The sequence below is a fragment of the Synechococcus sp. MU1625 genome (assembly GCF_020514205.1).
Lineage (GTDB): Bacteria > Cyanobacteriota > Cyanobacteriia > PCC-6307 > Cyanobiaceae > Parasynechococcus.
The window spans coordinates 34,485-59,065 of sequence record NZ_VTLA01000001.1 but is presented as its reverse complement, the minus strand read 5'-3'; the positions used below and the strand labels follow the sequence as shown (position 1 = coordinate 59,065).

The following is a 24,581-nucleotide window of genomic DNA, read 5'->3' as shown; positions in this document are numbered from 1 at the left end:
CATCGAAGGATCGCGAAGCTGGAGATCAGCCAGCCATCGGGAACACACCAAAGATGGCATCACTACCAGCGTGAACAACATAACCGTGATTGGGGTGATCCACCCCCAAACCTGCGAGATAGGCCTGGCGGAAGTTGGCGAAACAGGCTCCTATCACGGCCGCTATCTGGACAATGGAACGATCCAACTACTGCTAGTCGAATCCGGTAATACCCCACTTGCCATTCGCAACACCTATCGGAGCCAGTACGCCCATCGCTTGAATCGATAAACACTCCGTGAAGCCTGCTACTACTGGCACTCAGCGCTGAAGTGATCGGCACCTCCTGCCTACGCTTGTAGGAGGGAATAACCCGACCGCTGTCGACCCTGCTGGTGTTCAGTGCCTATGGCATCGCCATGGCAATGCTGTATAAGGTGGTGCTTAGCATTCCTCTAGACATCAACTATTCCCTCTGTAGCGGTCTCGGCACCATGGTGATCGTGCTGGTAGCTCGATTTGCCTACGGTCAGATGCTGCAACCCAGCCAGTTGATCGGCATCGGGGAGATCACGCAGGCGAGACTTAAGTGAATCTAATGGACTGATTAAAACAAATAGAACAGATCAACAGCTAACAACAAGAACAAAGCAGAAACTCACGGCATGATGACAGTTGAGACACATATAGGCTAAACCAAAGAAAACCTAAATTGAAGGTGGAAAAATGAAATCAGCGTAAACGTCAACGAAACTGGGGCATCAAAGCCAAGAGAAAAACAGATAAAGAAAAAGAAAACAGAAATCAACTCGAACATGATATCAGAAAGCCAAGACAGATATAAAAAAAGGGACTTCGTATCAAGAGGAAAACCAGAGAATCAAAATCAACAAAAAAATCAATGACAAGGCGTGCCAGCACGACTAGGATGAGCAAACCTCGCGCAAAGAAAGTAAGTGGGAGCCTACAAAACAACGAATCTCTACCCCTTTCTGGAAGAGTTAAAGCCCGAGCACGCAAAAATAAAAAAAGAGATCTTAGAAGTAGAAGAACAGATCAATGGCAATACAAGAAACATTAATATGATAGAGAACTTCAACAGTGCGTCGTCATTCTATAAAAATAAAACCTGGAACCCACTCTTCGCAATTACACAGCAGGGTCAATCATGGCACGAGTTCATGAGACATCATCAATTCATTCCCGGGCGAGAAACCCTAAAGGGGTTGGACCTAATAATGGGATTAGAAGCAGTCAAGGAATACTATAAGACCCATATTCCGTATACCGAAAAAGTACTAAGCGAATTGTTCAGAAAAAATAAAAATGAAATCACGAACATTTATATATGGAGACTTGATGGCAACAAAGGAAAACTTCCACTACACACAAATTATGATCCTCATATGTATCGATGTCACTTTGGGGTCTTAGTACCTGAAGGAGATATAGGCATTGAGGTGGACGGAATCAAGAAATCTTGGAACGAGGGAGATTCATTGATCTTTGATTCAATGCGACCTCACCGAGTATGGAACAACACAGGTAAAGCTCGCTATATCGTAAGCATTGACTGCTACAGGCCAGAGCCAAACCAGGAAGAAACCAGGGCAGTCCATAAGTTGTTAGTGGAAATGCGCATGAAAAGGGACAAAAACTCAAACGGACTCAGCGGGGGTACGACATGTGTGTGAATCACAAAAGAAATACAAAACAAAAGTTAAAACTAAATAACAAACGTAGAATCTTGAATAGAATTAATATAGTGAATAGATAAAGTTGAGACGATGAATTTTAAAAAAAAGTTCAACACCAAAGAAATCGATTGTTACATCAATAATGCTGCAGGTGAAGGTCGAACGATGGCTGAGAATAAAGCGGCGCTAACACATATAAAAATCATACCGAGAGTACTAAGTGATACCTCTCACCCAGACACAAGGACTAGAGATTGCAGCGGAGTGGCAAGACACCCATTTGTCATTGGCCCAACAGCATTTCATGAGCTTGCCTGCCAAGGTGGGGAGGTAGAAACAGCACAAGCAGCTAGCCGGACAGGAACACCGTATGTAGTCAGTTCCTATGCAAGTGCTGAATATAAAGCCATTATCAACGAACTAGATACAAAACTCTACTGGCAACAAACCTATTTATTTAATGATAGAGATGTAACCGAAGCCATCATCAGGAGAGCAGAGGAAAATCATGCAAAAGGAATTGTTGTGACGGTTGGTGCAGGAAAAAGACCAGCCACAAGAATTGAGCACGGGTGGGAACATCCGAAGAGCTTGATCACTATTCTAAAAAGTGTGTATGGCACTCAATACAATGAGAAAGACATGCAGCTACCAAAGGATGCTGCCACTTGGGACGAGCTTAAGTGGTTAATCAAGAATTGCAATCTACCAGTAGTGTTGAAAGGTATTTTAGATGTAAGTGATGCAAAAAAAGCAAAAAGAGCACGAGTAAGTGGAGTTGTTGTAACGAACCATGGGGGAAGACAACTTGAGGATACAGTTAACAGTCTTGAAATGCTGAATGAAATAAAAAAAAGAATGGGAAATAAAATAGATCTTTATTACGGTGACGGAATTGAATGTGGTCTTGATGCAATTAAGGCAATAGCTCTTGGAGCAAAAAAAATCTATTTGGGAAAGCCTGTTCTTTGGAAGTTGAATGAAGGAGGCGCAATGGCACTGGAACAATATTTAAACGAACTCATTGAAGATACAAAAGAAAAAATGATACTAGCTGGATGCGGAACACTAGAAGAATTAAAAAAATTGAAAGTCAAGGGAGTATAGAAGGATGTCAAAATATGAAAAAGGCTTAGATCATTTTGAAGAAGCAATATTTAGTGATCACTACATCACTCGTCATTCGGACAGACTAAGAATGGATGGAAGAACAAATCAAATGGAAACAATCCATTTAAACAGAAAGGGGTTGGAATTAATTGCTGATATCAACAGGGAAGCATCGCAAAAACATATCAATTGGCTTAAACAGAAAATTAGTACTCGCATAGAGAATAAAGAGCTAACGAAGATGGAGGATATAATCAAAGAAATAATATGCGAACGACAATTCACAAGAGGAGCGAGATCTACATGCAACTGGAACAAATGCACATCAGTCATAAGATATGGAATAGCCAAAAACGAAAATATTGAATGTATAATCGTTGGCCTACCATTTAAAATGCCATCAATCTTAAAGTGTAGTTCGACAGAAGCAGATATGGGAGAAGCATCTTTTTTATTGCAATTGTATGAATTCTGTAAAGTAAGTGAATTCATAATAAGGAGATTCATAGAATCAGAATGGAAGGGTAAGGTTACATTTAGAGTCATAAGTGATGCGATAAGGTTTATGGATATAGTCAATATAAGCAAGGTTGCTATTGACGATTATAGAAATTCGCTAGGGGAATGGATAAAGCTTCTAAAAATCCAGGACTATATAGAAATAAAGGACTACACGGAAACGATTGAGGAAAAATTAACACAGGAAAGGAGAAGGTTAAAGACTTTAATTAGCAGCCAGGTAGAGGAGGAATACAAAGCAAAAATAGGGGCTTCGATTAAATCATATGAGTTGCATAATAAGTTGCAAGCAACGTTGATTAAAGAACCGGATCCAGAAAAAAGTAAAAAGCTTGGACGATTTGTGTCACTCTACCTATCACTATTATTTACAATGAACTACAAAACTCTTTCGAGACAGAGCAATGGACAAGAAGAAACAAATGATGAAAAATATATTCAATCAATGAAAGAGATTATTGGAATCCTAAAAGGAGGGGGTGCTAATACTGATAAGATAGGTAGAGAAAGTGAAAAGATGTTAAACGAAGCATGGACTGCAACTATAAAATACATAGCAGAGATCAGAAGCGATAGAGATATGAATGAAGACATTATAGAAGAGTGTTTTCCTGACTGTATACGATGGACGATTCACAAGAAGAATGGGCAAATATGTATAGCCTCAAGAACGGTATTTGGAATCAATTTAATGCCATGGCATGGGGTTGCCATGCTGAAGGAATCAGGGGAATCAGTAAAGCAATATGTAATACCCTATAAAATGCTAGAAGAGGAAAAGACAATAAAAATAAATGCAGAATTCCAAGAAAAGATAATTCCTGTTTTGTATTTAGACAAAGACATGGCTTCTACTAATGATTTATACGAAAAATTGCAGAACAAATTAACGAGGAAGACAAATGGATAAAAAAAACAAAAATATAGAACGGGAGGTACTTGAGCAATTAACAAGGGAGTCACGAGCAAGTCTCCGAATGAATAAAATCATGCTAAATATATACCAGACAGAACGGCTAAGAGAAATACTATTTTTTGCAAAATCAAAATCGAGATGGTACGGAGAGAAACTGAAGAACGTTGAAATAGATAAGATAACAACTGAAAATATGAGTCAGTATGTACCAATTACAAATAAAAAAGAGTTTACAGAAAATTGGGACGCATTCTGCACAGACGCAAAATTATCCAAAAATCAAATAGATGTTTTCCTTAAAGAAATCAACAAATCCGGAAACAGGGAGGAATGGAATTTATACAAGGGTAAATATCATGTGATATCAAGCAGTGGTAGTAGTGGAAGACCAGGGATATATGTATATACCAAAGAGGAATGGTTAAGACAATGTGCACAGTATTCAAGATTTGTAAGTAGCAATTTCGACAAACTTAGAATAGCAAATTTAACAGTCAAATCATTGTTATTCGCAAGCCCAAGATGTAGCAAAACAATTATGCAAGGAAGGAGAGATTACGATTTGGACGAGGAATATTTTAGAGATCCAGATACAATAAATCAAAGATTAACAGAATTAAATCCCGAAGTATTGATTACATTGCCGTCAATATTGGAAAGATTAATCAAAGAAAAAGAACAAGGTAATCTCGATATTAATCCATCCTTCATTAAGGTGAGTGCCGAACCACTAAACAAACATTTAAAAGAAAATACTATAAGAATATTTGACAACCCAGTCATTAACAACTATTTTGCAGGTTCAGAGGGTTTTTCTGCATTCACATGCAAAGCGGATAACCAACGCATGCACCTGTCAGAAGATTACTGTACATATGAAACGATAGGGAGCAAGTTGACAATAACAAATTTGTGGCTCAAAACAACACCGCTTATTAGATATCAACTTGACGATAAAGTTGAGATTAAGGATGAAGGAAGATGTGAATCATGTGGGTGTAGTTTTAGAACGATTATGGAGCCACAGGGCAGAGCAAGTGAAAAATTTATATATGAAAACAATAAAATTGTTACTGCGTTGGAGATGGTAGATAAAATGAATTACTATCCATGCATAAGTGAATACCAAATTCAGCAGACCAAGAAGGGAATAATAATCAATCTTGCAGGAGATAATTCGACGGATGACAACAGAATTAAACAATCAATGATGCAGATCCTGAAACAAAAGAAGATAAGTGAGGCAACAGTAGAAATTTTTCATGTTGACCATATTGAAAGAAGTGGCTCAGGAAAACTTAAACAATTTATCAAATTGGATGAATTGTGACACATAGTATAAAACAAAGAGTTGAGATCAGAAGCCATTTAGAAATCAGCCTCACGATTCTGATTTTTGTTGCTGGTGTGGCTCTCCTCTGCTGGACACAGAATGTATGGATGCGTCTACTGGCCGCTGGTGTGATGCTTGTTAGTCAAACAAGAATGATGTTTATCTCGCATGATATTGGACATAAAATCTTGTTCGTTAATGATAAATACAATCGTTTATGGAGTATTGTTATTGGTGGGATAAGTGGAAGTCCGATCGAGTGCAAGAGTAGAGGCCATCATTTTCATCATCTATATAATGGAAATCTAGTTGCATACAACGGACCGCTAATGATAATCAGTAAACAGGAATATAATCTCCTCAGTGATAGGCAAAAATCAGTTTATAAAGCAACTCGACATTGGTCGGTTCTTTGGTTGACTAGTTTCATTCGCTATGCACTAATACCACAATTAAGATTACTAAGGGGATGGATAGTGAAAAAAGATCGAGAAGGGTATAATATATTAAACCTTGAGCTTCTCAACCAATCGAGAATTTTAAAGCAAAATAAAAGGGAAATAATCGACACTCTAGGAGCTACTGCTATATGGATAAGTGTATTATTGATGTCTTATCACTTCAATTTTCTGCAGTGGTATATCGCAAATCTTTTGATTTCGTTTTGGCTAACTGATATCTTATTTCATGCACAGCACAACTTTAATGATTCATATGCATCCATGGGGATAACGTGGGAATATGAAAAAGCAATGATGTATGGCACATGCAACTTTAAATTTAATAAAGTCGAGCACTGGATAACGGCCAATATAGGGATGCATCAGGCCCACCATAAAAACCCAAGCGTCCCATTCTTCAAACTCAATTCAATCGATAAAAAGCTGAAAAATGAGAAGTACTATCAAGCCATAACAACAAATCAAATCTTAGATTCAAGGCACTATGTGTTATGGGATGCAGCAAAGATGAAGCATTGCAGGTGTATTAATTAAGCTGGAAATAGTTGATCTAGAAGCTGCTGAGATGAAAAGAGCGCCGAATTGATCCAACCATGATCAGTACAATACGCCTCCCCAACAAAATAAATACTATTATTTAATGAGCGTAACTTATTACATGCTTTGTCTGGTTCTGAGCCAGTCATCCAGAAATGAGCGGAAAGTTTAGCAAACGATTCTTTCCAATCAAAAGCACAAACCGATGCTGGTGATGAGAGATTAAAAGGCAATTTTTTATTAAGACAAGTTAGGTAATCTATATTTGATGACGAACATGAATTATAGGCAGCTAAGACAGTGTGATGCTTTGCAGAGGTAGAGCAGGGATTCCAATGACCAATTCGAATTGGATCATCGGTTCGAAAAAAACCGTGAAAATGTCGAAGAGATAAAAGTTCCTCCTCATGATTGAATGTGAAATAGGTCTTCTGGGAAGAATAGTGCCCAATCGAACGTAAGCTCGTTAATATATCAGGGGTTAAAAAAGAAAGGACTCCATTGATATCAAGGATACATGAGGGAGGAATTGCAAATATGACTTGGTAGGCAGAAAAAATGTCCCCATGGTTTGTAGAAATATTAATCAACTTGTTATTTCGTTTGATATGATTGACTTGGCAGTTTAGACGCGAAAAACCTCCATTCTGGTGGTACAAGTTAGAAAGAGCTGATGTGATGGAAGTGAAGCCATTTAAAGGCTTTAAGCTCCTATGAGTAGTTGTTTTATCTATAGCACCTAAACATTGAAACAAAGAAACTGGTTTAGTTTTAACGTGGTCATAAGGAAACAGTGCCCAAAGAATGTCTTGTTGCTCTGATGAGAAGAAAAGACTTACAAAAGTAGAGAAAGAGCAAGACTTAAGAGTCAACCCAGAATTCATGAGTTCTCTAAGAATCAGCTCATTGATAGTTGGAATAAATTGAGAATCAAAAAAGGGGAATCCAAAAAAGCTGCAAAGATGTTTATAAATAAAATCATACAGTGACAGGCAATCCTTTGTATTGAGTGAGCATGAAGAGGCATTGGCCGAAAAATAAACAGGTGAATGATCAAAGTCTGATGAATAGTTAACAAGAGGTATATCTAGTTGATTACATAATGCAAGAGTGTAACTATGGTTGTCTAATATCCGCATCGGTCCGAGTTCAATCAAATCCCCGTATTCATTCGTGACGGTATGTACACGTCCGCCTAAACGTTGCTCTGCATCAAGAAGAAGAACCTTTTGCTTCGGGTTTCTACGAATAATCTCGGACCCACAAAATAACCCAGCAATGCCTCCCCCAACAATGATGAAATCAAAATGTGAATGCAAAGTGGAACAAGTAAAGAAGAATGCTAGGAGAGCAGGGAAACATTATAAGATTTGAAACATTTCGTGAAACAAAGAGAACGCTGAATAAAATAGCAATAACAGAAAAAACTAATGTGCATTTCAATACAAAAGCATTGCATTCAGGATATAACTCCCAAGACCATCAAAAGTGTCTATCGCCTCCAATATATCAAACAACATCATACGAATTTGAAAGTATTGAAGCTGGGAGGCAATTGAATTCAGGAGAAAAACAAGGTCATATCTACTCCAGAGTAAGTAACCCAACAATTGATATTCTTGAAAAAAAGGTAGCAAGTTTAGAGGGAGGATTAGCTGCTGTTGCATGTGCTTCTGGCCATGCAGCACAATTTCTCGTATTGAATAATCTGCTCTCAACCGGTGATCATATGATTAGCTCACCATATTTATATGGTGGTACATATCATCAGTTTCATGAACAGTTACCCAGGCTTGGGATAGAAGTCACATTTTGTGATCCGAGTAACTTCAACTTAATCAGAAATTCAGTTCAAAAAAATACAAAGTTAATCTATGCGGAGTCGATGGGAAACCCAGAACTCAATCCTATAGATATTAAAATTTTATCAGAAATTGCCCATGCAAATGATATTCCTCTCGTGATAGATAACACACTGGGTTGTTGCGGTTATCTGATCAAGCCATTGGTGAATGGTGCAGATATAGTCTTAGAAAGCTTAACCAAGTGGGCTGGAGGGCACGGAAACTCAGTGGGTGGAATTATTGTAGATTCAGGAAGGTTTGATTGGTCGAGTGGTAAATTCACACATTTTACAGAAAAAAATGATCATACGAAAAGATCCATTTGGGATGATTGGGGCTATGGTGCTGAAAAGTGTCAGCAATTAAATATCCCATTTTATCTCAATCCAGCTTTTATAAATCGGGTAAAGACAGAGACTCTAAGGGATTGGGGACCGTGTATTTCACCCTTCAATGCGTATCAAATTCTTCAAGGTATCGAAACATTGGCACTAAGAACCGAAAGAAGTTGCACTAACGCCTTGGAAATCGCCAAGATACTTGAAAAAAATGTATTGGTAGAAACGATTAGATATCCTGGCTTAGAAAATGATAAGTATCACGCAGAAGCGCAAAAAATTTTGAAGAATGGTTATGGTTCAATTATTACATTTGAACCAAAGGGCGGATATGAGGCTGCCGAAAAGATTATTGAAAACGTAAATATATTCAAACATGCGGCAAATATAGGTGATTCAAAGTCGCTAATTCTGCATCCTGCCTCAACAACTCATTATCAATTAACAGAGCGAGAAAAGCACGAGGCAGGAGTAACAGAGAGCATGATCAGGCTTTCAATAGGAATAGAGTATGTGAATGATTTAATTGAAGATTTAACTGATGCAATTCAATCTACATAATGTGCAAAGAAATGGAGAAAAAAAGGCATGAAGATCTCGCCGAAATCCACTTAGGAAATTTAAGGAAAGAAAGTCACACTATAATAAGCAATCAGCTGAGCAAAACAGTGCTCATTGATTCTGAAAAAGAGATTCTCGCTAAAGAACAATGTATTATCAAAAAAACATTAAACGGAGCTTATAGACTAGATAAAATCCCCAACAAAAAAATTATTTATCATGCATACAGTGGCTGTTACAGCGAAACACTGACTAAAGCTATTAAAGACAATCGTCTGATGTCAACTATTTTAGCTCAATATTTTGACGGATCAATCTATTATCTATCAGCTGAAGTGTTTTGGATTAACCAAGGAGGCATGGCAATTCCACCTCATCAAGACAGATCTTACAGCAGTGAAAAGCAGTTGAGCATCATTGTACCACTGAGTTTAAATATAAATAGTAAGTATGCAATGAGTTACTCTGGCGTGGAAGAAGGTACAACGCTTGACCATAATTTATCAATCTCAAATATGGTCTATTATGCAAAGTCTATTCAGCAATATGTATTTTCAGTCAACTACAAGCCAACTGATATTATCTTGCACACACAATATAGCATGCATAAATCAAGAAGCATGCCAAGAGATGGGAAAAGAATAACATACGCAAGGTACTTGGCGAAAAGGAATAACTAAAATTGGCCAGCCTAAAATATATGGGTAATGTTCTATCTATCAAATCGGAGCGACTTGACCAGATCGAGAAAAAAAAGGACGATGATGCGAATACTGACAATCTTCAGTGAGTTGGATGCGATGAACCACGGTACCCCATGAATAACGACCATCTTCAGCGCAGGGCTTTGCTTGCGGCACCATTGAAGCCACTGAACAAAAACGTGAAATTCATCATTGAGAAGGAGTGGTCATTGTTTCGGATGCAGTGTCAGCCTTTATGCGGTTATCCACACGCAACAGCAAGAAGAAAATAAGGGTGGAAGCCACCAATCCAGCTGTAAAAACAAAAGACACAACAACCTCCAAACATTCTGAGATTTTTTGGGATGCATACGTCGAGCATGAGTCGTCGCATGACCAATGACAACTCGTTACTGGCATTCCCACTCATTTGACAAAAGAGTCTGTTAATACGACATCCCTGCAACAAAGATGGTTACAACGTAAATGTTTAAGCAGTCGCTCCACTCAAACCCATCTACTCCGATACGGCTTAGACAACAGATGAGTTGAATGACTGATTCAGCCTGGTCAGAAGGACTCACGGACCTTCAAGGGGGGCGAGCGAAACGCCCCCTTTCTTGCTGAGACGTTCAGTCCGTCTCGACAATCGCTGCTGAAGCAACACCCTCGCCTGCCATCTCTTTCAGAGAGTCAGCCGCGCAGAAGGAGGACAATGCAATGACGACCAATGCAGCACTGTTGATCACTTTGAGCACAACTGGCAGATGGAGGTTGACCATCTCGCGGACGTTTGTCATGGAAAAGTTCACAGCGAACACATTGATGATGCCCCCTTTGTCAACCCAATAAGGGTTACTGCACGTGTCGCAGGTCATGGCCTGAACATGAATGCCTGAAGTGTTCCGCTTGGATTTGTTGTCGGAATATTCCTGCTTCAGAGGCCTCTCACTTAACCGCCCTTGCAGTATCTGACCCTCTCTGGAGACAGCGGTGGATCCCATCCATTTCTTGGGGTCAATACGCAGATCGCCGATGGAATGGTCTGCATCAGCAAGCAGAACGCGATGACCAACAGCGCAAAGCCTGTGCCGGGAGCATGGATGTTGGCCTGGAACCAGGGTTTATTTGCCATGTCGCCAGTGTGGCTTTGCTCAGAGTTTTTTGTCGGATCGAATCGAGGATCGCCACAACGACAGCTGCCTCCCCCTTGCACACCTCGTAGCGACCTCAGCATCACCCCCGCCGAGCGCTGCCAGCTTGATCGCCCACTTCAATGCCCGCCTTCGCTTCTTCAGTGAAGGCTTTTTACTGGAAGGCCGCATTAACCGTACGCATAAATACTTACGCAGCCTGCTAGACCTGAGTCACGTCATGAGAGGCGGTAGCCCCGGCATCGAACACCGGGGCTTTTTTCTGCACAAAAGCCACGGTGCATAGGGCAAAGCCTTGAACATGAGTGCGGGGCGTAGGGATACCGCCCCACCATCTTCAGGCCACCGGCCAGTGCTTCCACCCAGCCGCTTCGGGGATCTCGTGTGCAGCCCGTCAATCCCTGCAGCTCTTCCCAAGCGATAGGCCATGAAAGCAGGTGGCAGGGAACGACATCGAAGCGCTCGCATCTCCTGCCAACAGACTCAAGTGGATCACCCCTAAGCCAGACCCGGCCCCTTTGAGGCCAGGCTGACTGGCATCAAAGGGGCTCAATGGAGAGCGGTTGAAATTCGCAAGGCCATTGGGTGCAGCTCAACAGCTGACCAAACGGCGGCTGCCTCGCCTTGATCCAAAATTCAGGGTCGGTATAAAACGCTTGGTGCAGACAAAAAAACCACCCCAGATATGGAGTGGTTCTCAAAGCCGTAGCAATCCCCATCACCCGGCCATCTGCACCAAATCTTGATGCGTTGGAAGAATAGTACTCATAGATGCCCTAGATGTGGTGTTCTACAAAGTCACTTAATGCTGTGGTGTAGTTGCATAACGATTGTCTTTCCAAAGACTGCGACCCTGCATGTAGCGGCTATTGGGGGTAGTCTGAATGCCCCCATCACCCGGCCCGCTCCAGCAGCGGGCTTTTTTGTGGCCTGGCCACTACATGTGGTGGTGTGTGGGGGGGGGTCTCGGTTAACGCGGATCGCCGTTGTACACGACCTCCAAGACAGAAGCTCCGTCATCAGAGATCAGGATTTCAGTTTCAAGCGTTGGTGGCTCAGCTGCCTCTTGCCAGCCTGGGGCGCCACCATCAAAGACGAACAAGAAGCCGTCGCTGGCATTCTTCAAGCAGTCGCCACCTCCCTTGCCTGTGGCGTACATACATTTCGCTGCTCAGTAGTTGCTTAGTCCACCGTTAATGGATTCAGCGCGCATCCTGGCGGTGTTGATTGCACTTACGTTTTCCTTCGAAACTTTTTGGGCAAGCGCGGGAGACACAATTAATGCACTCGCCAGAAGTCCCATTGGCAGGCTGACGCCTCTTTTCAAGGTAAATCAATTAAAAGCGCTAACACTGCCTAGCAACAACTGCAACGCCACACAGGGTCGAGATTTGAATTCGTTCTTTTAGGACCAACAAGGGGATCGTCCTTTCAAGCTGCGAACGCTTCCTCTCCAGCACCATCGGCTGCTTGCTCAGCACCAAACTCCCCTCGCAGAACACCTTCTGCCTTTCGCATCATCTTGTGGCAAGTCTCTTTATCAGCAGCGGCATAGGCAGCATCCATACATTTCACGTACTGCTCCTCAGGGGTCACAAGCCGTTTGCCGTTGGACGGAGTATCGGCCTGATTCCCCGGACTCGCTGTAGTTGGAATTACTCATCTCAAGCTGGGCAGTGGTCAGCTGCATCAAACAAAACCCCGCCACCGCCATTGTTATTCCGATAGATCCCGCCAGCTTCTGCTTTTGGGGGAGTGGAGATAGCGAAACTGAGAGCAACAAAGGCGCCAGCTGCGCCGGCCAGAAAAGGCAGTGTGAAATTTTTCATGATGGTTCTTATTGGCTTTTTGGATAGGTTTTCCCCTGTATTCGCAGCATTGCTGCATCAATAGGGAATGACTTCCCCCATCTGAGGGATTGATTCATTTGGACCGCTCCCCTATTTCAGGGATGTCATCTCTCGAAGCTCTGGAAACACTGGTGGTAGGTCACCAGAGGGACATGATTCAACTACCCAACCTGGAACTAAAGCCAGAACGACACGAACTTGTGAAGCTGATGTGTGCTCCTTTCAGACAACACCCCGTTATCAGAAGACCAAGGTTGACTTCCATCAGTTTGTGAATCGGATGGAAAATCGGAACGTCCTGAACTGTCTTGCCGCCATGAGAGGGAGCCAGTCACCTGCCCCATGCTGGTCAAACCAGTGAGATTGGCTGATGTACTGGTGAACGATCCAACCAAGGCTGAAGTCACCGCGGTGTGGATTCAATCTTTTGGACTGCTGAGGAAGGTTGTATACGGTTATCAACGCGCAACGGCGAGAACAAAACGAGGTTGCCTGCCACCAAGCCAGCAGTGACAACCACAGCCACGAGGACCTCTAAACCTTCTGACGTCTTGGCTTGCATGCCTTCAGCATGCCTCCTTGTTTTGCAGAGGGCGAAGCAATGTCTGCTTTTCAACTTGACGAAGGGAACGGGGTCCGTTGATACGTCATCTGCAAATCGAGGAGGGTTACGACGGAGATGTAGCAGCCTCCTACCGCGTGGCGTTGACCACACAGTTCCACGACGACACAGGCGATGTCCCGCCCATCAAGTTCGAGACCGGGCACCAGGGGAGAGAGGCAGAACACCTGACTCGTTTTATTTGGGACAGAATTGTGCGCCTCCTTGTGATGGGCAAAGAGTTGGAAGCCAACTCCCTTTTGGAGGAGTTTGACGAGCCACCTCTATGGGACGACCCACTCAACTGAGCCATGGGAACTCCACTAACACAGTGGCTCCAGTTGGTTGCCTGGGTGCTGCTAGCAACAACATTGATTTGCTTGAGCGCAACAGGGGTCTTCTGAATTGAGAAGCTGGATCCGTATTTGCTAGCAGTCACTTGCCGTCACTGTGGTTCGGCCTGCAGGCGGCTATCCACCTCACAGTTGAATGGAGTTCTTGCGACATTTATGCAGTCAATATTTTTCAAAAGATGTCAACTGAAATCCGTAACTGGGCAGTCGTTGCTGCAGCAATGGAAGCCCGAGGTGCAACCAACAGCGACATGTATCGTCGTGCCAAAGCTCTTGCTGCGGGCGAATCCGATCCAATGCCAACAAGCTATCCGGCGGCACCTTTTAGCATTTCTGCAGCCTGATTAGTCGTTAACACCCAAGCGGCCCTGGCTTCAATCCAGGGCTGTATCTAGCCTCACTTTTTCTGATGACCAACCACCATCTATCAGTTGAACAAAGGTTCCATCTAGAAGCCGCATTCAGGGAGATTGACAGTTGTAAGGACATTGAAAAGCTACGTGCTCTCACGAAGCAGATCATTACCGCACAGGAGAATGAGAAGGCCTTTGCCCGCGAGGCAATGCAACAAATCCGGAAAGAGATGGAGACTGCCGCTCAAAAGCGATTCGGCTTCGACTGGGGGCAGCATTGAGCGCTTGGATTGGCTTGATCGAGTGAGTGTGTATCGCCAGCTTCCGTGGTGGACTTTGTAGACAAATAGACCAAGCCTGAGTTCTCAAACACCTGTCGGCACAGTACATGGCGCTTCTGACGAAGGCATCATCGTGGGCTCCCGATTGATGAAATGACGATGACCACAAAGCAATGCCAACGCTACGCAGAGAGAGGGTTCAGTTCCTTGGTATGCGTCAAGAGATGACAAGCTGGGCGAGGATCCTGCAACAACAAGACCTCAGCCCTTCAAGTGTTCAGGAAGATACCAAAGCTAGGTATCACCACGAACCTACTTAAACAAGTATGTAAACAATCGATTCGAGAAGAAATAGATCCTTAATCTCCATCGTCCAAGCGATTCGAATGAATCCAGCTAAGTACCTGCCGCCCAGGGGCTCGATCATGATTGTCAATCAGAAGCCGAAGAGGAGGTGGCAAACCGCTATCAAAGCAAGAGAGCAACAGCTGATTCGGTTAGCAGAAGAAGCACTGGCCTCAAGACAGGAGAGGAAAGTGGTGAATTTCTTGGGCTACGAGGATGTCGATGTGGCGGCTTGAGAGCATCGATATGTCAGCCCACAGAATCAAAGCGGAAGCGAGTCGAGCATCCTGCTCTCCTGCGTTCGTTCCCGTCAGGTGCATCAACCGCGCGGAGACGTGACTTTCTTGGCTCAACCCGGGGTATTGAGTGAAGGCATTGCATTGGCCTATGGAGCACATGCAAAGGGTCTTTCCCCCCTAAAACCAACCTTGCTGTTCAAAACTCAGCCCCACGAACGGCGAGCTTTCCAGGCAAGGACATGGCGCAGACTCAAAACTCTGCCAGATCGGGCGCCAACGTTCATCAGTATTTCCACTCAAAAGTGTCGCGACCGATACAAAATGGCCTACGCTTCCTTGCAACGGAAGATCTTCATTGAACGAATCCCAATTCGACTTGGCCGCTGAAGAGAAGAACCGTCAGCTAGCTATGGGAATTTCGTTCAGCACAGCAGCCATCGGGGTCTTCATCCTCCTGGCCTACCGCGTTGGAACGTGCTGCTCCTGGTTTACTGCGGCCTAGAAGCCAAAGACGACTGGAATGACCAGACATCGCGAACGATGTAGCTCTCCAATCAGGTATGTAAACCCAGTGAAGCGCAGGAGAAACCAGAGGCGATACGAGCGTTCTGTTCCTTGGTTGCTACCAAAAAAACAAGAAGAAAGCACATCAACAACCACCCCGCAGCGACCCGAGAGAGCGCACTGGCTGACGACCCTTTGGCAATGAGCTGTTGAACCGATTTCTTTTGCATCAAATCGGTCGACAGTGGAGCTGAGGTAGCTCATAGGTCTTCCTCATGCGTCGTGAGAAGGAGAGGCAGGGGTGGGACCTTGCCTTTTTACTGTCCACCTCTTGGCTTTTGACCAGATGACATTTCAGTGGCTCAAGGAAGCTCGCAGGATCGGCAAACGCCTTGCACCTGTTGACAAACCAACCGACATCCAACGCAGCGACGAGACGCACGAAGTAATTTGCGGCATTGCCGGCTGTGTCATCAAGAGGAAAAAATTCAACCGCTTCTCCTCGTGAACTTCTAGACCACACATCAACCGACACCGGCTGACAAAGCTTGTCCACGCGTACGAGATGACACCTGCATGCCATCAACAATCGCGCTGGGATCAAAATCTGCCCACAATCTGCCCACAAATTGAATCACCGGTTCAAAAGCCCCGATGCAGTTCAGAGGCGTGCCCTCAAGAAGGGCGAAGTTTGTTTGAGCTCATTCCTGATGCACGCAGCTCATTAAGACGACTTTCAGACGCCTGGGTGTTCGTGCAAAACGACTGCCAACTCTGACTCAGACAGGGCAGCAGGCTCATGGTCCTGAGTTTCCCCAGAGGAAGGGGCGTCTGGGAGGCGAAAAGCTTTCTCGAGGTCTGTCTTCGTGGCACCAAAGGGGTAGGTCATAAAAAAGAGGACCGCCCACGGCCCCCTAGGAACGACGAGATGACGCATCCCTGCGCCTCCGTTACATTAGTCAACACAGTTTTGTAACGAGAGCCATGGCTGTCAGCACCCAAGACCTGCTCGTCCTGTTCGGCAGCTTTGGAATGGCCCTCTTTGCCTTGAACATCTACAAGCTCACGAAGCCAGCCAACGGCTGATGAGCCGCAGGGGTTGCAACTCCAACAGAGACTTCACCTGCGCGGAAGGCTGACCTGATACATCGAATCCTCGGCAGGCTTCCATTGAACGAGATGGAGGCGATCAATTTGATTGCTCTCCAAACAATCCCAGATTGTGGCTCCAGAAAGTGTTGCCATCGACCAGACATCTCCCTGACTTTTCATCTGCTTGCGATTGCGATCTTTCCACTCAGTCCAAATAATTTGTGGATATGAGCCGACCTGCTCACTCAGAATCACTACCGTGAATTCCACCGAACCCGAACCAAAAATCGTCCAGAATTATAAGTTGTTGATCCTCATTTCTTAGGTTCAGCAGGCTGGTTTGCGCCAGATCCGCCAAACGAGCCAGCCGGTCACCCCGAGCCAAAGAAATGCCACGGCCGACAGGATGGGGACGACGATGAGATAGCTCCAAACTCCCAGGGCCAACCAAGCGAGAAGGGACGTGATCAACGCTTTCTGAAAATTGTTGGCCTCGGCGAGACGTTGCTGAAGTCGAGTTACCACGCTGCTTTCCGATGCTCCATCCCTTCCTCTAGCCACGGATGCACTCTGCGACAGCAACGCTGAAGCCCTCCTGCGTCAACAGGCTGAGCGAATAGCGCAAGCCATGGAGCCGTGCCGCGGCCCCGTCCGGCGCAATCCTCACGTTGGCGAGGCCTCCAGCGAGCCCCAGCCCCGCTGCCTTCAACACGGCTTCCTTGGCCGTCCAGGCCTGAATCAGCGTCCAATGCTCTAAACAGTCCGTTGCTTCAGCGGCAGAGGCAAACAGACGTTGCGTCAGGAGATCGGGCGCCACGCGCAAAGGCCGGTCCAGCACCTCCACATCAATGCCAATCGGACCGGGCCCCAACACCCCGATGGTGAGTGACCTGGTGTTGGAAATGCTGTGGTGCAAGGGGTGATCACGCACCTGGGGCTTTCCGTAGATCGTGCGGCCGATGTCATCCACAGCAACGACGTGTCCTGCATCGGCGAACAGCCGGCAGGTGAGTGTGTCACTCAACGCCCGCTGCACGGCTCGCGTCGAGGGCTGGGGCAGACGCGCCACCAAGACCCGCCGTTGCGTGCCGGGAATGGGCCACCAGGACCACTCGGTTTCCAAAACTCAATCCTGCTCAACCGATAGGGGCACCGGCGGGAGGGGCGGTAGATCAGGTGGCGGCGGCGCCTCCTGAAGGAGATCAGAGGTCAGTGCATCCGCAGGCTCCGCCAGGAGAACCTCTGCGGGATTGGCCGTGGGCTCATCGAGGACGATCGGCGGCGGCAGATCGGGGGGTAACGGCGCGAAAGGCTGCGGCTCGATCCAACTGTCATCCGGATCGGGCTCGGCAGGTTCCAGCTCCCGAATCAAGGCAGGCTGCTCCCGCAAGACCAACGGATCCGCCGTAATGGGGGGTTCCCGCAAAGGAGCGCGATCCACATCAACCCCAGCGTCGCCGGCATCGGCAGGGGCACCAGGCTTGATGGGGGTTGATGGTCCCCAAATCATCCTGGCCAAGGGTTCGACACCCTGTTCCATCACCCTGTTCAACCCCGCCAGGGCGCGATCAGCGAGATGGTTACCGAAGGACGACACACATTCGACCGGGCCATTGCAGGCCTCATCCATCACCAGTTTTGGCGTCAGACCAGCGATTAGGCTGCCCTGCAGAGGGATCTGGCGCGGGCTCAACCGCAGCATGTAGGGCACATGCACAAAACTGGTCGCCCCACCACTGATCCAGTTGGCGTCCTCTTCGGTGAATCCTTTGACCCCAGGAATGATGAACCGACTCTTCGACGCATGATCCGGCATGTAAGCCGCGAGGTAGCCCCTGCGATGGGCCAGCTCCTTGCTCTGTTCGAGGGTCAGACCGTCACGGCTCATCAACACTTCCATGCGACCGTCCTGCCGCAGTCCCATCACCATGCGGATCCGCGGGAGGTAGTAACGGATTCGCTGGCCCATGCTGATGCTGTAAGCCCCCTTGTAGCTCTCGGGCGGCGCCTCGAGGTCGTTGTAGAGACTGTGGAGGCCACCGATGAAGGTGTCGTAGGTCTGGCTGCGGGTATCAGTCAGCTCCCCATAGCCGAAATCAATGCTGCCGTCATGGCGGATGCCGACATAGGCACGCTGCCGTGAGGCCGTGCGGTTCCGCCCACGCCAGACCTTTTTCCCGAATTTGAGATCGCCTAGAGGCACAGTGATCTCACGGCCAGCATTGTCCACATGGCGCTCATACATGGGGCCTGAGACATAGGCCAGAGCAGCGCTGTCCTCGTAAGCGTCCTGTTCACGATCCCAGCCCTCCAGCAACCCGAACCGCACCCGTCTTGGATCGAGATCTAGGGCGTAGACCTCGTCGTCTGGGATGTAGCGGAAAGGCTCAGCATCCAGCCGTTTTTGTTGAGCAGGGCTGACATCCCGGGCTCCGCGATCGGAGCGCTGGGGAGCGACAGGCGCCAGAGCGATCAAGCCGCCGAAAACCACAAACGGCATCGCCAGCAGCAGCCATCTCTTGCGGAGCTGCCTGCTCCGCTTGGGTCCGGTCAGCAACTCAGCAGGCTGAGTCACGCGATCCTTCGCTCTCGGTGGTGGGGGAGTTGTTCGAACCAAGGAATGATGGAGCCGTCAGCAACCAGCCATTGCCGGTAACGGTCGCCGCAGTCATGGCCTCCCGTCAACTGTCCGAACGCGGGAATCACAAGACGCGGACCATCCGGATCAAAGGCGAAGCAGGGCAAACGCAACTGATCAGAACGGCTGCGAAGCCGGGTCATGGGATGCAAATGGCCACACACATTCAACAAACCTGGCTCCGGAACCCGTTCAGGGGCATGACTTAACCAGAGATTGCCAAGCCGCTGTGATGGCTGCTGGGGCATGCCTTCAATCCAGCTGCCGCAATCATGGTTCCCACCGATCAGCACAACCGGACAACCACAGAGATCAGGCAGTGCCAACAACGTGTCCCGTAGCGGAGCTGTGATGCCAATCCGGGCGTGCACCAAATCACCCAGAACAAACAATCGCTCAGGCGACCAGGCGTGACACAGGGCCAGCAGTGGATTCAGGGTTCCTTGATCACCGTCACTGGGGATGGGGACCCCATGGGCCTGGAACACCTCGGCTTTGCCGAGATGCAGATCGGCCACGAACAGCTCACGACCCTCAGCCCGCCATAACGCCCGTTGGGGCAAAAACGTCAGGGAGCTCTTGCCCCAGGACCACTCCAATGGGGTCATGAATGGTTCAGATGTCGGATCTGTAGCGCTGGCTGCATCTGATTCCCGACGTCGTGCCTCAAGCTTTGGAGACCTCCAGGAGACTCATTGTGGCGCGAAGCGAGGGTCCACACCAGCTCGCGATTTCAACTCTTCGAACACTCGAACAACGGCTAAGGGTTCTGGAAGAGGCGGGCCGTTACGAATGTGCTTATGCCCTGAGGATGGAAGTCGCCGACTGGATACTCGGAGCCAGAGATGCCAATCTGACTGCACCACTCCACCGTTAAGCCTTCGATGACCATTGCCCTGCTGATCGCGCTAGCGGGTTCCCTGGCTGCAATGGCCGTGATCGTGCGTCGATTGGAACAGCGCTGATGCCAACCCTTCGACGCTGGTCCTTTGTACTAGCGCTCGCCTGCATCAGCAGCGCAGTTCCTGCGCAGGCCGAGCAGCTGAAGGTTGGGATCAGTGGCTCACCTCCTTTCGTGATCAAGGACGGAAGTCACTTCAGCGGCATCAGCCTCGAAATCTGGAGGCGCGTCGCCGAAGACAACAACATCAGCTACAAGCTGATTCAGCAACCGACGCCCAAAGCCGGCATTGAAGCGGTGGACGACGGAAGCATCGACGTGCTCGTCGGCCCGATCAGCATCACCTCCCGCCGACTTGCCATCCCAGGGATTGACTTCACCCAGCCCTACTTCCTGAGCAAGGAGGGCATCCTTCTTCCCCTCAAAACACCCTCCATATTCAGTCGCGTTCAGGTGTTCTTCGGCTGGGCCGTGATCTCCTCGGTTTTGGTGCTGATCAGCGTGCTGTTGGTGGTTGGCAGCCTGATCTGGATGGCCGAGCGGCAGAAGAACAGTGAACAGTTTCCCCGCGACTGGCTTCCCGGCATCAGCAGCGGCATGTGGTTTGCCCTGGTGACCTTGACGACGGTGGGCTATGGCGACAAAGCGCCCGTAACGCGCACCGGCCGTGGCATCACGGGAGCCTGGATGGTGATCTCGCTGATTGCGGTGTCCTCCCTGACCGCCAGCCTCGCGTCGGCGTTCACGTTGTTTCTCTCAGGCGCAACAGAAACAGCGATCGACAGTCCTCAACAGCTCAGCAACCGACGGGTCGCCGTCGTTGAAGGCACCGATGGAATGGAAATAGCGGAAAACCGGGAGATGCGCGTTGTCCCAGCTCCCAACCTCGACAGCGCCGTTCAGTTGGTGGTGTCACGCAAGGCCGATGCCTTGATCTTCGATCGACACTCCATCCGCTATCACCTCAAAAACAACCCGGATCTTGCGGTGCGTTTGGCACCATTCAACGTGTCGGACGAAACCTACGGATTCGTGCTCAAGCCAACGAGCCCGCTGCGGACGCCCATGGGGGTGTCGATTTTGAAGCTTCAACAAAGTGGCGAGGCGGAGAACATCGCCAACAAGTTTCTTGATTGATCCTTTGCTTATCCCAGCGGACGATGACGACGCAGGGCCTCTTCCAGCAGATAGGCGGCCAAATTTCCACAACTGCGTCCCTCGGCGAGTGCATGCCGCTTGAGATCATCCATCACCCCACGAGGCAGGGTGACATTGATGCGCTCCGAACCAGCCGCATCCGCCACCGCAGCCGTGCTTGGGGCCATGGCCTGACCCTCGATCCGCTGCTGCAACTCCTGAACCAGGTCTTGAAGGAGGGGCACGATAACGTGAACATATCAACCCAATACAAGCACAATATCGTGCGAAACAGGATTGCGTAATCTTGAGCACCGTTTTGAGGCGCCATGCGTTCCCTGCCGCTGAAGCTTGCTCCCGGCAGTGATCTGCGCCTCAGCCTTGAAGAGCTAGCCCAGCGGGACGGCATCAGCGGCTTTGTTCTCGGCGTGGTCGGCAACCTCACAAAGGCGTCGTTTCAATGCCCCGGCCAGGCCGACCCCACAGTGCTGGAGGGCGACCTCGAAGTCATCACCCTCAATGGAACCTTCTCCCCGGAGGGCGTTCATCTGCACCTGAGCCTGTCGGATGGGGCCTGCCAGGTCTGGGGAGGCCACCTGGAGCCAGGGACCATCGTGCAGAAAGGCGTCGACCTGCTCATTGGTGTGCTTGAGCAACGCGAAGGCAGCCCTGCGCCGCAATCCTCGACACCACGGCTGGAGATCGCCGTTCTTCCCGGATGCCCCTGGTGCAGCCGTGCCCTACGCATCCTGAGAACCCTGGACCTGCCGCACACCGTCACCACCGTCAACGACGACGCAGCCTTCCAGGCCGTGCAACAACGCAGTGGAATGACCACCTTCCCCCAGGTGTTCATCGACGGATCCGTGATTGGTGGCTACGACAACCTCGCCGCCATGCAAGCCGCCGGTGAACTCGACGCCCTCCGCTGAACCGCCGGGACAGCCACCCCCGGAGCAGCGGCCGTTCTGGTCTCTGAAACCCTGGTGGTGCCAGCCTTGGTCCATCGTCTCCACAGGGGTGCTGGTGGTTGGCGGGTCCTGGGGACTCCTGCATCGCCTGTGGATCAGCCTTCCCCTGGCCCTGGGCGTGTTGGCCTGGTGGCTGCTGTTTCTGGTGCTCGTCCCCGCCGCCTACCGATCCGCTGCGGAACCGCACGGATGACGTCTTCAGCCTTTCGCTGCACCGACCAGCAGCTGTTCGCACGGGTTGCCGCAGAGGCTTTGAGGACGCAGAAGATCAGTTCCACACCCTGGTGGCCCTAGACGCAGAAAGCGTGATTTTTGAACTGAAACAGGGGTCCTATTAGCCCTCGCAGGACAAGGACGTCCTCAGCCGCTTCCCCCTAAGAGGGCACACCGGAGGCCGTCACGCCTGGCGTGACGCTGCGCGGGAACGCTGCTTCTCCTCGAGCAGTTCTCCCTCCAGCTGTTCAATTAAACGGCTGACCAACGCCTGGAATTCCGGTTGGCAGCCACGAAACGCCGCCTTGTGACGGATCGGCTCGTTGCGCATGCGCAGATCGGTCAGCATCAGCTGAAGCGAATCAATCCGAGCGTTGGAATTCATGGACTGAGAGGACGTTCCGAAGGGAGGTTATGACGCAGCTGTTTCAAAGCTCCAGCTCTCGCAGCAGACGGTTCTGCGTCTCCCGACCGAGAACGGCATGGGCCGCCATGGCACCACTCGCCGCGACGGGAGGGATTCCTATGCCGGGGAAGGTGCTGGCCCCACAAAGCCAGAAATTGGCAAGGGGCGTCGACACCCCAGGGAACAACCCTTCAGCGGCTGAAAGCGCAGGGCCATAACTGCCTTGATGCACATTGAGGAAATGGCTGTGGGTCAGCGGCGTTCCCTCCATGATCAACTCGCAGCGGTCGCGAATGTCGGGGATACGTCGTTCCAGCACGCGCCAGAACACAGCGCATCGCTCCTGTTTCATCCGCTGATACGCCGCACTGTCGCGCTCCAGATCAGCCCAGAGCTCCCACGGCTCGCTGGCCGGGGTGTAGGCATGCAGCACATGGCGACCCGGCGGAGCCATGGAAGGATCCAACACCGACGGGATGGACAACACCACGGCATTGCGTTCGGCGTCGATCCCACGCTCCCAGTCATCAACCCAGACGGTGTGGATCGGCAGATCCTCCAGCCCCGTGGCATCAAAGCCCAAATGCAGATGTAGAAAGCCATTGCAGGCCGGCGTCGCCTGGCGTTGACGCTGCCACTTCGGCGCGACGGAGTCCGGCAGCAGCGCAAGGGTGGACCAGATATCGGCATTGCAGATCATCTGCCGCGCCGCGATCGACGTTCCATCCGCCAGCGTCGCACCCACGACGCGATCCCCCTCCACCTGCAGCTGTTGCACAGCCACACCCGTGTGCAAGTTGCCCCCATGGGCCTTCAATCCACGCACCAAGGCCTCAACCACCGCAGCACTTCCACCAACGGGGTAGTCGAGATGGGCCTCCGGTTCGAACCACTCGCCGAACAGCGTGGCCATGGCAGCCGCATTGGTGTCTCCCATCGGCATGCCACTGATCAGGAAGGAGAGGAGATCCACCCAATGGCGCAGGAAGGGATCGCTGAGGTGACGATCCACCAGGGGGCCGAAGGAACCGGAGAGATGGCGCATCGCCGTGAGGTGCGGCAACAAGCGCCCGCCGCGCTTCAGCAATTGCGCCATGCCATCCACCCCGGGGCGCAGGGCCAGCAGGGGCAGGGCATCGGCGGCGGCAGCAATCGGCCGAAGGGCTTCGACAAAACGCCGCCATTCAGCGGCCACCTCGGGACCCCGCAAGCCGCGAACCACGCCTTCAAAGTCGTCATGCCCTACAGCGATGCGCAGATCACCTTCCGGCAAGAGCACATCCCAAGTTCGGTAAGGGATCACCTCCAAGGTTTGCCCTAACGCACGCAGGACCTGAGCCAATGGATTGCTGCTGGGCCAGCGACCCAAACCACTCCAGAGGGAAGGACCGGATTCAAAGTGATAGCCCTGGCGCTGAAATCCATGGGCGGCCCCACCGGGTTGGTGGTGTGCTTCCAGCACCAGCACCTCGCGGCCAGCGCGGGCAATCAAGCCTGCGGCACAAAGTCCGCCAATGCCGCTGCCGATCACCAGAACGTCGACGTCGCTTCTGATCATCTGCCC

28 protein-coding genes are annotated in these 24,581 nt (G+C 49.1%); 16 read left to right on the top strand and 12 right to left on the bottom strand.

The features are described 5' to 3' along the window. Positions 1–25: 25 nt before the first annotated feature. Complete coding sequence (locus tag FZX13_RS00365) at positions 26–187, bottom strand: hypothetical protein (RefSeq protein ID WP_226406314.1); 162 nt, start codon at positions 185–187, stop codon at positions 26–28. Positions 188–348: 161 nt separating this feature from the next. On the opposite strand from FZX13_RS00365, the gene FZX13_RS00360 reads away from it, so the two are divergent. From FZX13_RS00360 to FZX13_RS00335, 6 genes are all read left to right on the top strand, one after another. Further along, positions 349–573, top strand: a complete 225-nt coding sequence (locus FZX13_RS00360) for a multidrug efflux SMR transporter (RefSeq protein WP_370630783.1) — start codon at positions 349–351, stop codon at positions 571–573. Positions 574–936: 363 nt separating this feature from the next. Beyond that, the gene (locus tag FZX13_RS00355; RefSeq protein WP_226406312.1) at positions 937–1,674 is read left to right on the top strand and encodes an aspartyl/asparaginyl beta-hydroxylase domain-containing protein; all 738 of its coding nucleotides are present in this window, start codon (positions 937–939) and stop codon (positions 1,672–1,674) included. Between the two features lie 93 nt (positions 1,675–1,767). Further along, a complete protein-coding gene (locus FZX13_RS00350; protein WP_226406310.1) occupies positions 1,768–2,784 on the top strand; it encodes an alpha-hydroxy acid oxidase in 1,017 nt (338 codons plus the stop codon). Between the two features lie 4 nt (positions 2,785–2,788). Continuing rightward, entirely contained in the window at positions 2,789–4,216 is a 1,428-nt protein-coding gene (locus FZX13_RS00345; protein ID WP_226406309.1) for an L-tyrosine/L-tryptophan isonitrile synthase family protein, read from the top strand. Further along, positions 4,209–5,552 carry a hypothetical protein gene (locus tag FZX13_RS00340; RefSeq protein WP_226406308.1) on the top strand — a complete coding sequence of 448 codons (1,344 nt, stop codon included), beginning with the start codon at positions 4,209–4,211 and terminating at the stop codon, positions 5,550–5,552. The genes FZX13_RS00345 and FZX13_RS00340 overlap by 8 nt, the downstream gene beginning before the upstream one ends. Then, positions 5,549–6,550 carry a fatty acid desaturase gene (locus FZX13_RS00335; protein ID WP_226406307.1) on the top strand — a complete coding sequence of 334 codons (1,002 nt, stop codon included), beginning with the start codon at positions 5,549–5,551 and terminating at the stop codon, positions 6,548–6,550. The genes FZX13_RS00340 and FZX13_RS00335 overlap by 4 nt, the downstream gene beginning before the upstream one ends. Here the strand turns inward: FZX13_RS00335 and FZX13_RS00330 are convergent. Further along, on the bottom strand, positions 6,547–7,872 hold the full coding sequence (locus tag FZX13_RS00330; protein WP_226406306.1) for an FAD-dependent oxidoreductase: 1,326 nt from the start codon (positions 7,870–7,872) through the stop codon (positions 6,547–6,549). The two genes, FZX13_RS00335 and FZX13_RS00330, sit on opposite strands and share 4 nt — an antisense overlap. A 20-nt stretch (positions 7,873–7,892) precedes the next feature. On the opposite strand from FZX13_RS00330, the gene FZX13_RS00325 reads away from it, so the two are divergent. Both FZX13_RS00325 and FZX13_RS00320 read left to right on the top strand, forming a co-directional pair. Continuing rightward, a complete protein-coding gene (locus FZX13_RS00325) occupies positions 7,893–9,296 on the top strand; it encodes an O-acetylhomoserine aminocarboxypropyltransferase/cysteine synthase family protein (protein WP_226406305.1) in 1,404 nt (467 codons plus the stop codon). Continuing rightward, a complete protein-coding gene (locus FZX13_RS00320; RefSeq protein ID WP_226406304.1) occupies positions 9,296–9,976 on the top strand; it encodes a hypothetical protein in 681 nt (226 codons plus the stop codon). Before FZX13_RS00325 ends, FZX13_RS00320 begins: the two co-directional genes overlap by 1 nt. A gap of 635 nt (positions 9,977–10,611) precedes the next feature. Here the strand turns inward: FZX13_RS00320 and FZX13_RS00315 are convergent. Together FZX13_RS00315 and FZX13_RS00310 are read right to left on the bottom strand one after the other, a co-directional pair. Then, positions 10,612–10,857, bottom strand: coding sequence for a hypothetical protein (locus FZX13_RS00315; RefSeq protein WP_226406303.1), 246 nt, complete (start codon positions 10,855–10,857; stop codon positions 10,612–10,614). Between the two features lie 1,707 nt (positions 10,858–12,564). Continuing rightward, entirely contained in the window at positions 12,565–12,729 is a 165-nt protein-coding gene (locus FZX13_RS00310; RefSeq protein ID WP_226406295.1) for a hypothetical protein, read from the bottom strand. Positions 12,730–13,622: 893 nt separating this feature from the next. On the opposite strand from FZX13_RS00310, the gene FZX13_RS00305 reads away from it, so the two are divergent. From FZX13_RS00305 to FZX13_RS00285, 5 genes are all read left to right on the top strand, one after another. After that, positions 13,623–13,892, top strand: coding sequence for a hypothetical protein (locus FZX13_RS00305; protein WP_226406293.1), 270 nt, complete (start codon positions 13,623–13,625; stop codon positions 13,890–13,892). A 131-nt stretch (positions 13,893–14,023) separates the two neighbouring features. Beyond that, positions 14,024–14,281 (top strand): hypothetical protein, encoded by a 258-nt coding sequence (locus FZX13_RS00300; protein WP_226408342.1) that lies wholly within the window; start codon positions 14,024–14,026, stop codon positions 14,279–14,281. Positions 14,282–14,346: 65 nt separating this feature from the next. After that, the gene (locus FZX13_RS00295; protein ID WP_115025260.1) at positions 14,347–14,571 is read left to right on the top strand and encodes a hypothetical protein; all 225 of its coding nucleotides are present in this window, start codon (positions 14,347–14,349) and stop codon (positions 14,569–14,571) included. A 425-nt stretch (positions 14,572–14,996) separates the two neighbouring features. Further along, entirely contained in the window at positions 14,997–15,152 is a 156-nt protein-coding gene (locus tag FZX13_RS00290; RefSeq protein ID WP_226406287.1) for a hypothetical protein, read from the top strand. Positions 15,153–15,990: 838 nt separating this feature from the next. After that, positions 15,991–16,167, top strand: coding sequence for a hypothetical protein (locus FZX13_RS00285; protein ID WP_226406286.1), 177 nt, complete (start codon positions 15,991–15,993; stop codon positions 16,165–16,167). A gap of 611 nt (positions 16,168–16,778) precedes the next feature. On the opposite strand, the gene FZX13_RS00280 is transcribed toward FZX13_RS00285, so the two are convergent. From FZX13_RS00280 to pdeM, 5 genes are read right to left on the bottom strand one after another with little or no spacing between them, the layout of a single operon-like run. Beyond that, complete coding sequence (locus tag FZX13_RS00280) at positions 16,779–17,021, bottom strand: hypothetical protein (RefSeq protein WP_226406285.1); 243 nt, start codon at positions 17,019–17,021, stop codon at positions 16,779–16,781. 57 nt (positions 17,022–17,078) lie between these two features. Further along, positions 17,079–17,276, bottom strand: a complete 198-nt coding sequence (locus FZX13_RS00275) for a hypothetical protein (protein WP_226406284.1) — start codon at positions 17,274–17,276, stop codon at positions 17,079–17,081. Positions 17,277–17,304: 28 nt separating this feature from the next. Then, positions 17,305–17,874 (bottom strand): 4'-phosphopantetheinyl transferase superfamily protein, encoded by a 570-nt coding sequence (locus tag FZX13_RS00270; protein WP_226406283.1) that lies wholly within the window; start codon positions 17,872–17,874, stop codon positions 17,305–17,307. A gap of 3 nt (positions 17,875–17,877) precedes the next feature. After that, on the bottom strand, positions 17,878–19,326 hold the full coding sequence (locus FZX13_RS00265) for a hypothetical protein (protein ID WP_370630764.1): 1,449 nt from the start codon (positions 19,324–19,326) through the stop codon (positions 17,878–17,880). After that, the gene (gene pdeM, locus FZX13_RS00260) at positions 19,323–19,997 is read right to left on the bottom strand and encodes a ligase-associated DNA damage response endonuclease PdeM (protein ID WP_226406282.1); all 675 of its coding nucleotides are present in this window, start codon (positions 19,995–19,997) and stop codon (positions 19,323–19,325) included. The genes FZX13_RS00265 and pdeM overlap by 4 nt, the downstream gene beginning before the upstream one ends. A gap of 356 nt (positions 19,998–20,353) precedes the next feature. Here pdeM and FZX13_RS00255 point away from each other — a divergent pair, with 356 nt between their 5' ends. Further along, positions 20,354–21,427 carry a transporter substrate-binding domain-containing protein gene (locus FZX13_RS00255; RefSeq protein ID WP_226406276.1) on the top strand — a complete coding sequence of 358 codons (1,074 nt, stop codon included), beginning with the start codon at positions 20,354–20,356 and terminating at the stop codon, positions 21,425–21,427. Positions 21,428–21,435: 8 nt separating this feature from the next. Here the strand turns inward: FZX13_RS00255 and FZX13_RS00250 are convergent, their stop codons facing one another. Continuing rightward, the gene (locus tag FZX13_RS00250) at positions 21,436–21,672 is read right to left on the bottom strand and encodes a CopG family transcriptional regulator (RefSeq protein ID WP_186570334.1); all 237 of its coding nucleotides are present in this window, start codon (positions 21,670–21,672) and stop codon (positions 21,436–21,438) included. Between the two features lie 84 nt (positions 21,673–21,756). Here FZX13_RS00250 and FZX13_RS00245 point away from each other — a divergent pair, with 84 nt between their 5' ends. After that, positions 21,757–22,359, top strand: a complete 603-nt coding sequence (locus FZX13_RS00245) for a PCC domain-containing protein (protein WP_226406274.1) — start codon at positions 21,757–21,759, stop codon at positions 22,357–22,359. Next, positions 22,337–22,591 carry a DUF6737 family protein gene (locus FZX13_RS00240; protein WP_226406273.1) on the top strand — a complete coding sequence of 85 codons (255 nt, stop codon included), beginning with the start codon at positions 22,337–22,339 and terminating at the stop codon, positions 22,589–22,591. The genes FZX13_RS00245 and FZX13_RS00240 overlap by 23 nt, the downstream gene beginning before the upstream one ends. Before the next feature lie 204 nt (positions 22,592–22,795). On the opposite strand, the gene FZX13_RS00235 is transcribed toward FZX13_RS00240, so the two are convergent. Both FZX13_RS00235 and FZX13_RS00230 read right to left on the bottom strand, forming a co-directional pair. After that, positions 22,796–22,996 carry a hypothetical protein gene (locus tag FZX13_RS00235; protein WP_115025271.1) on the bottom strand — a complete coding sequence of 67 codons (201 nt, stop codon included), beginning with the start codon at positions 22,994–22,996 and terminating at the stop codon, positions 22,796–22,798. A gap of 43 nt (positions 22,997–23,039) precedes the next feature. Then, entirely contained in the window at positions 23,040–24,575 is a 1,536-nt protein-coding gene (locus FZX13_RS00230) for an NAD(P)/FAD-dependent oxidoreductase (RefSeq protein ID WP_226406272.1), read from the bottom strand. Positions 24,576–24,581 lie beyond the last annotated feature (6 nt).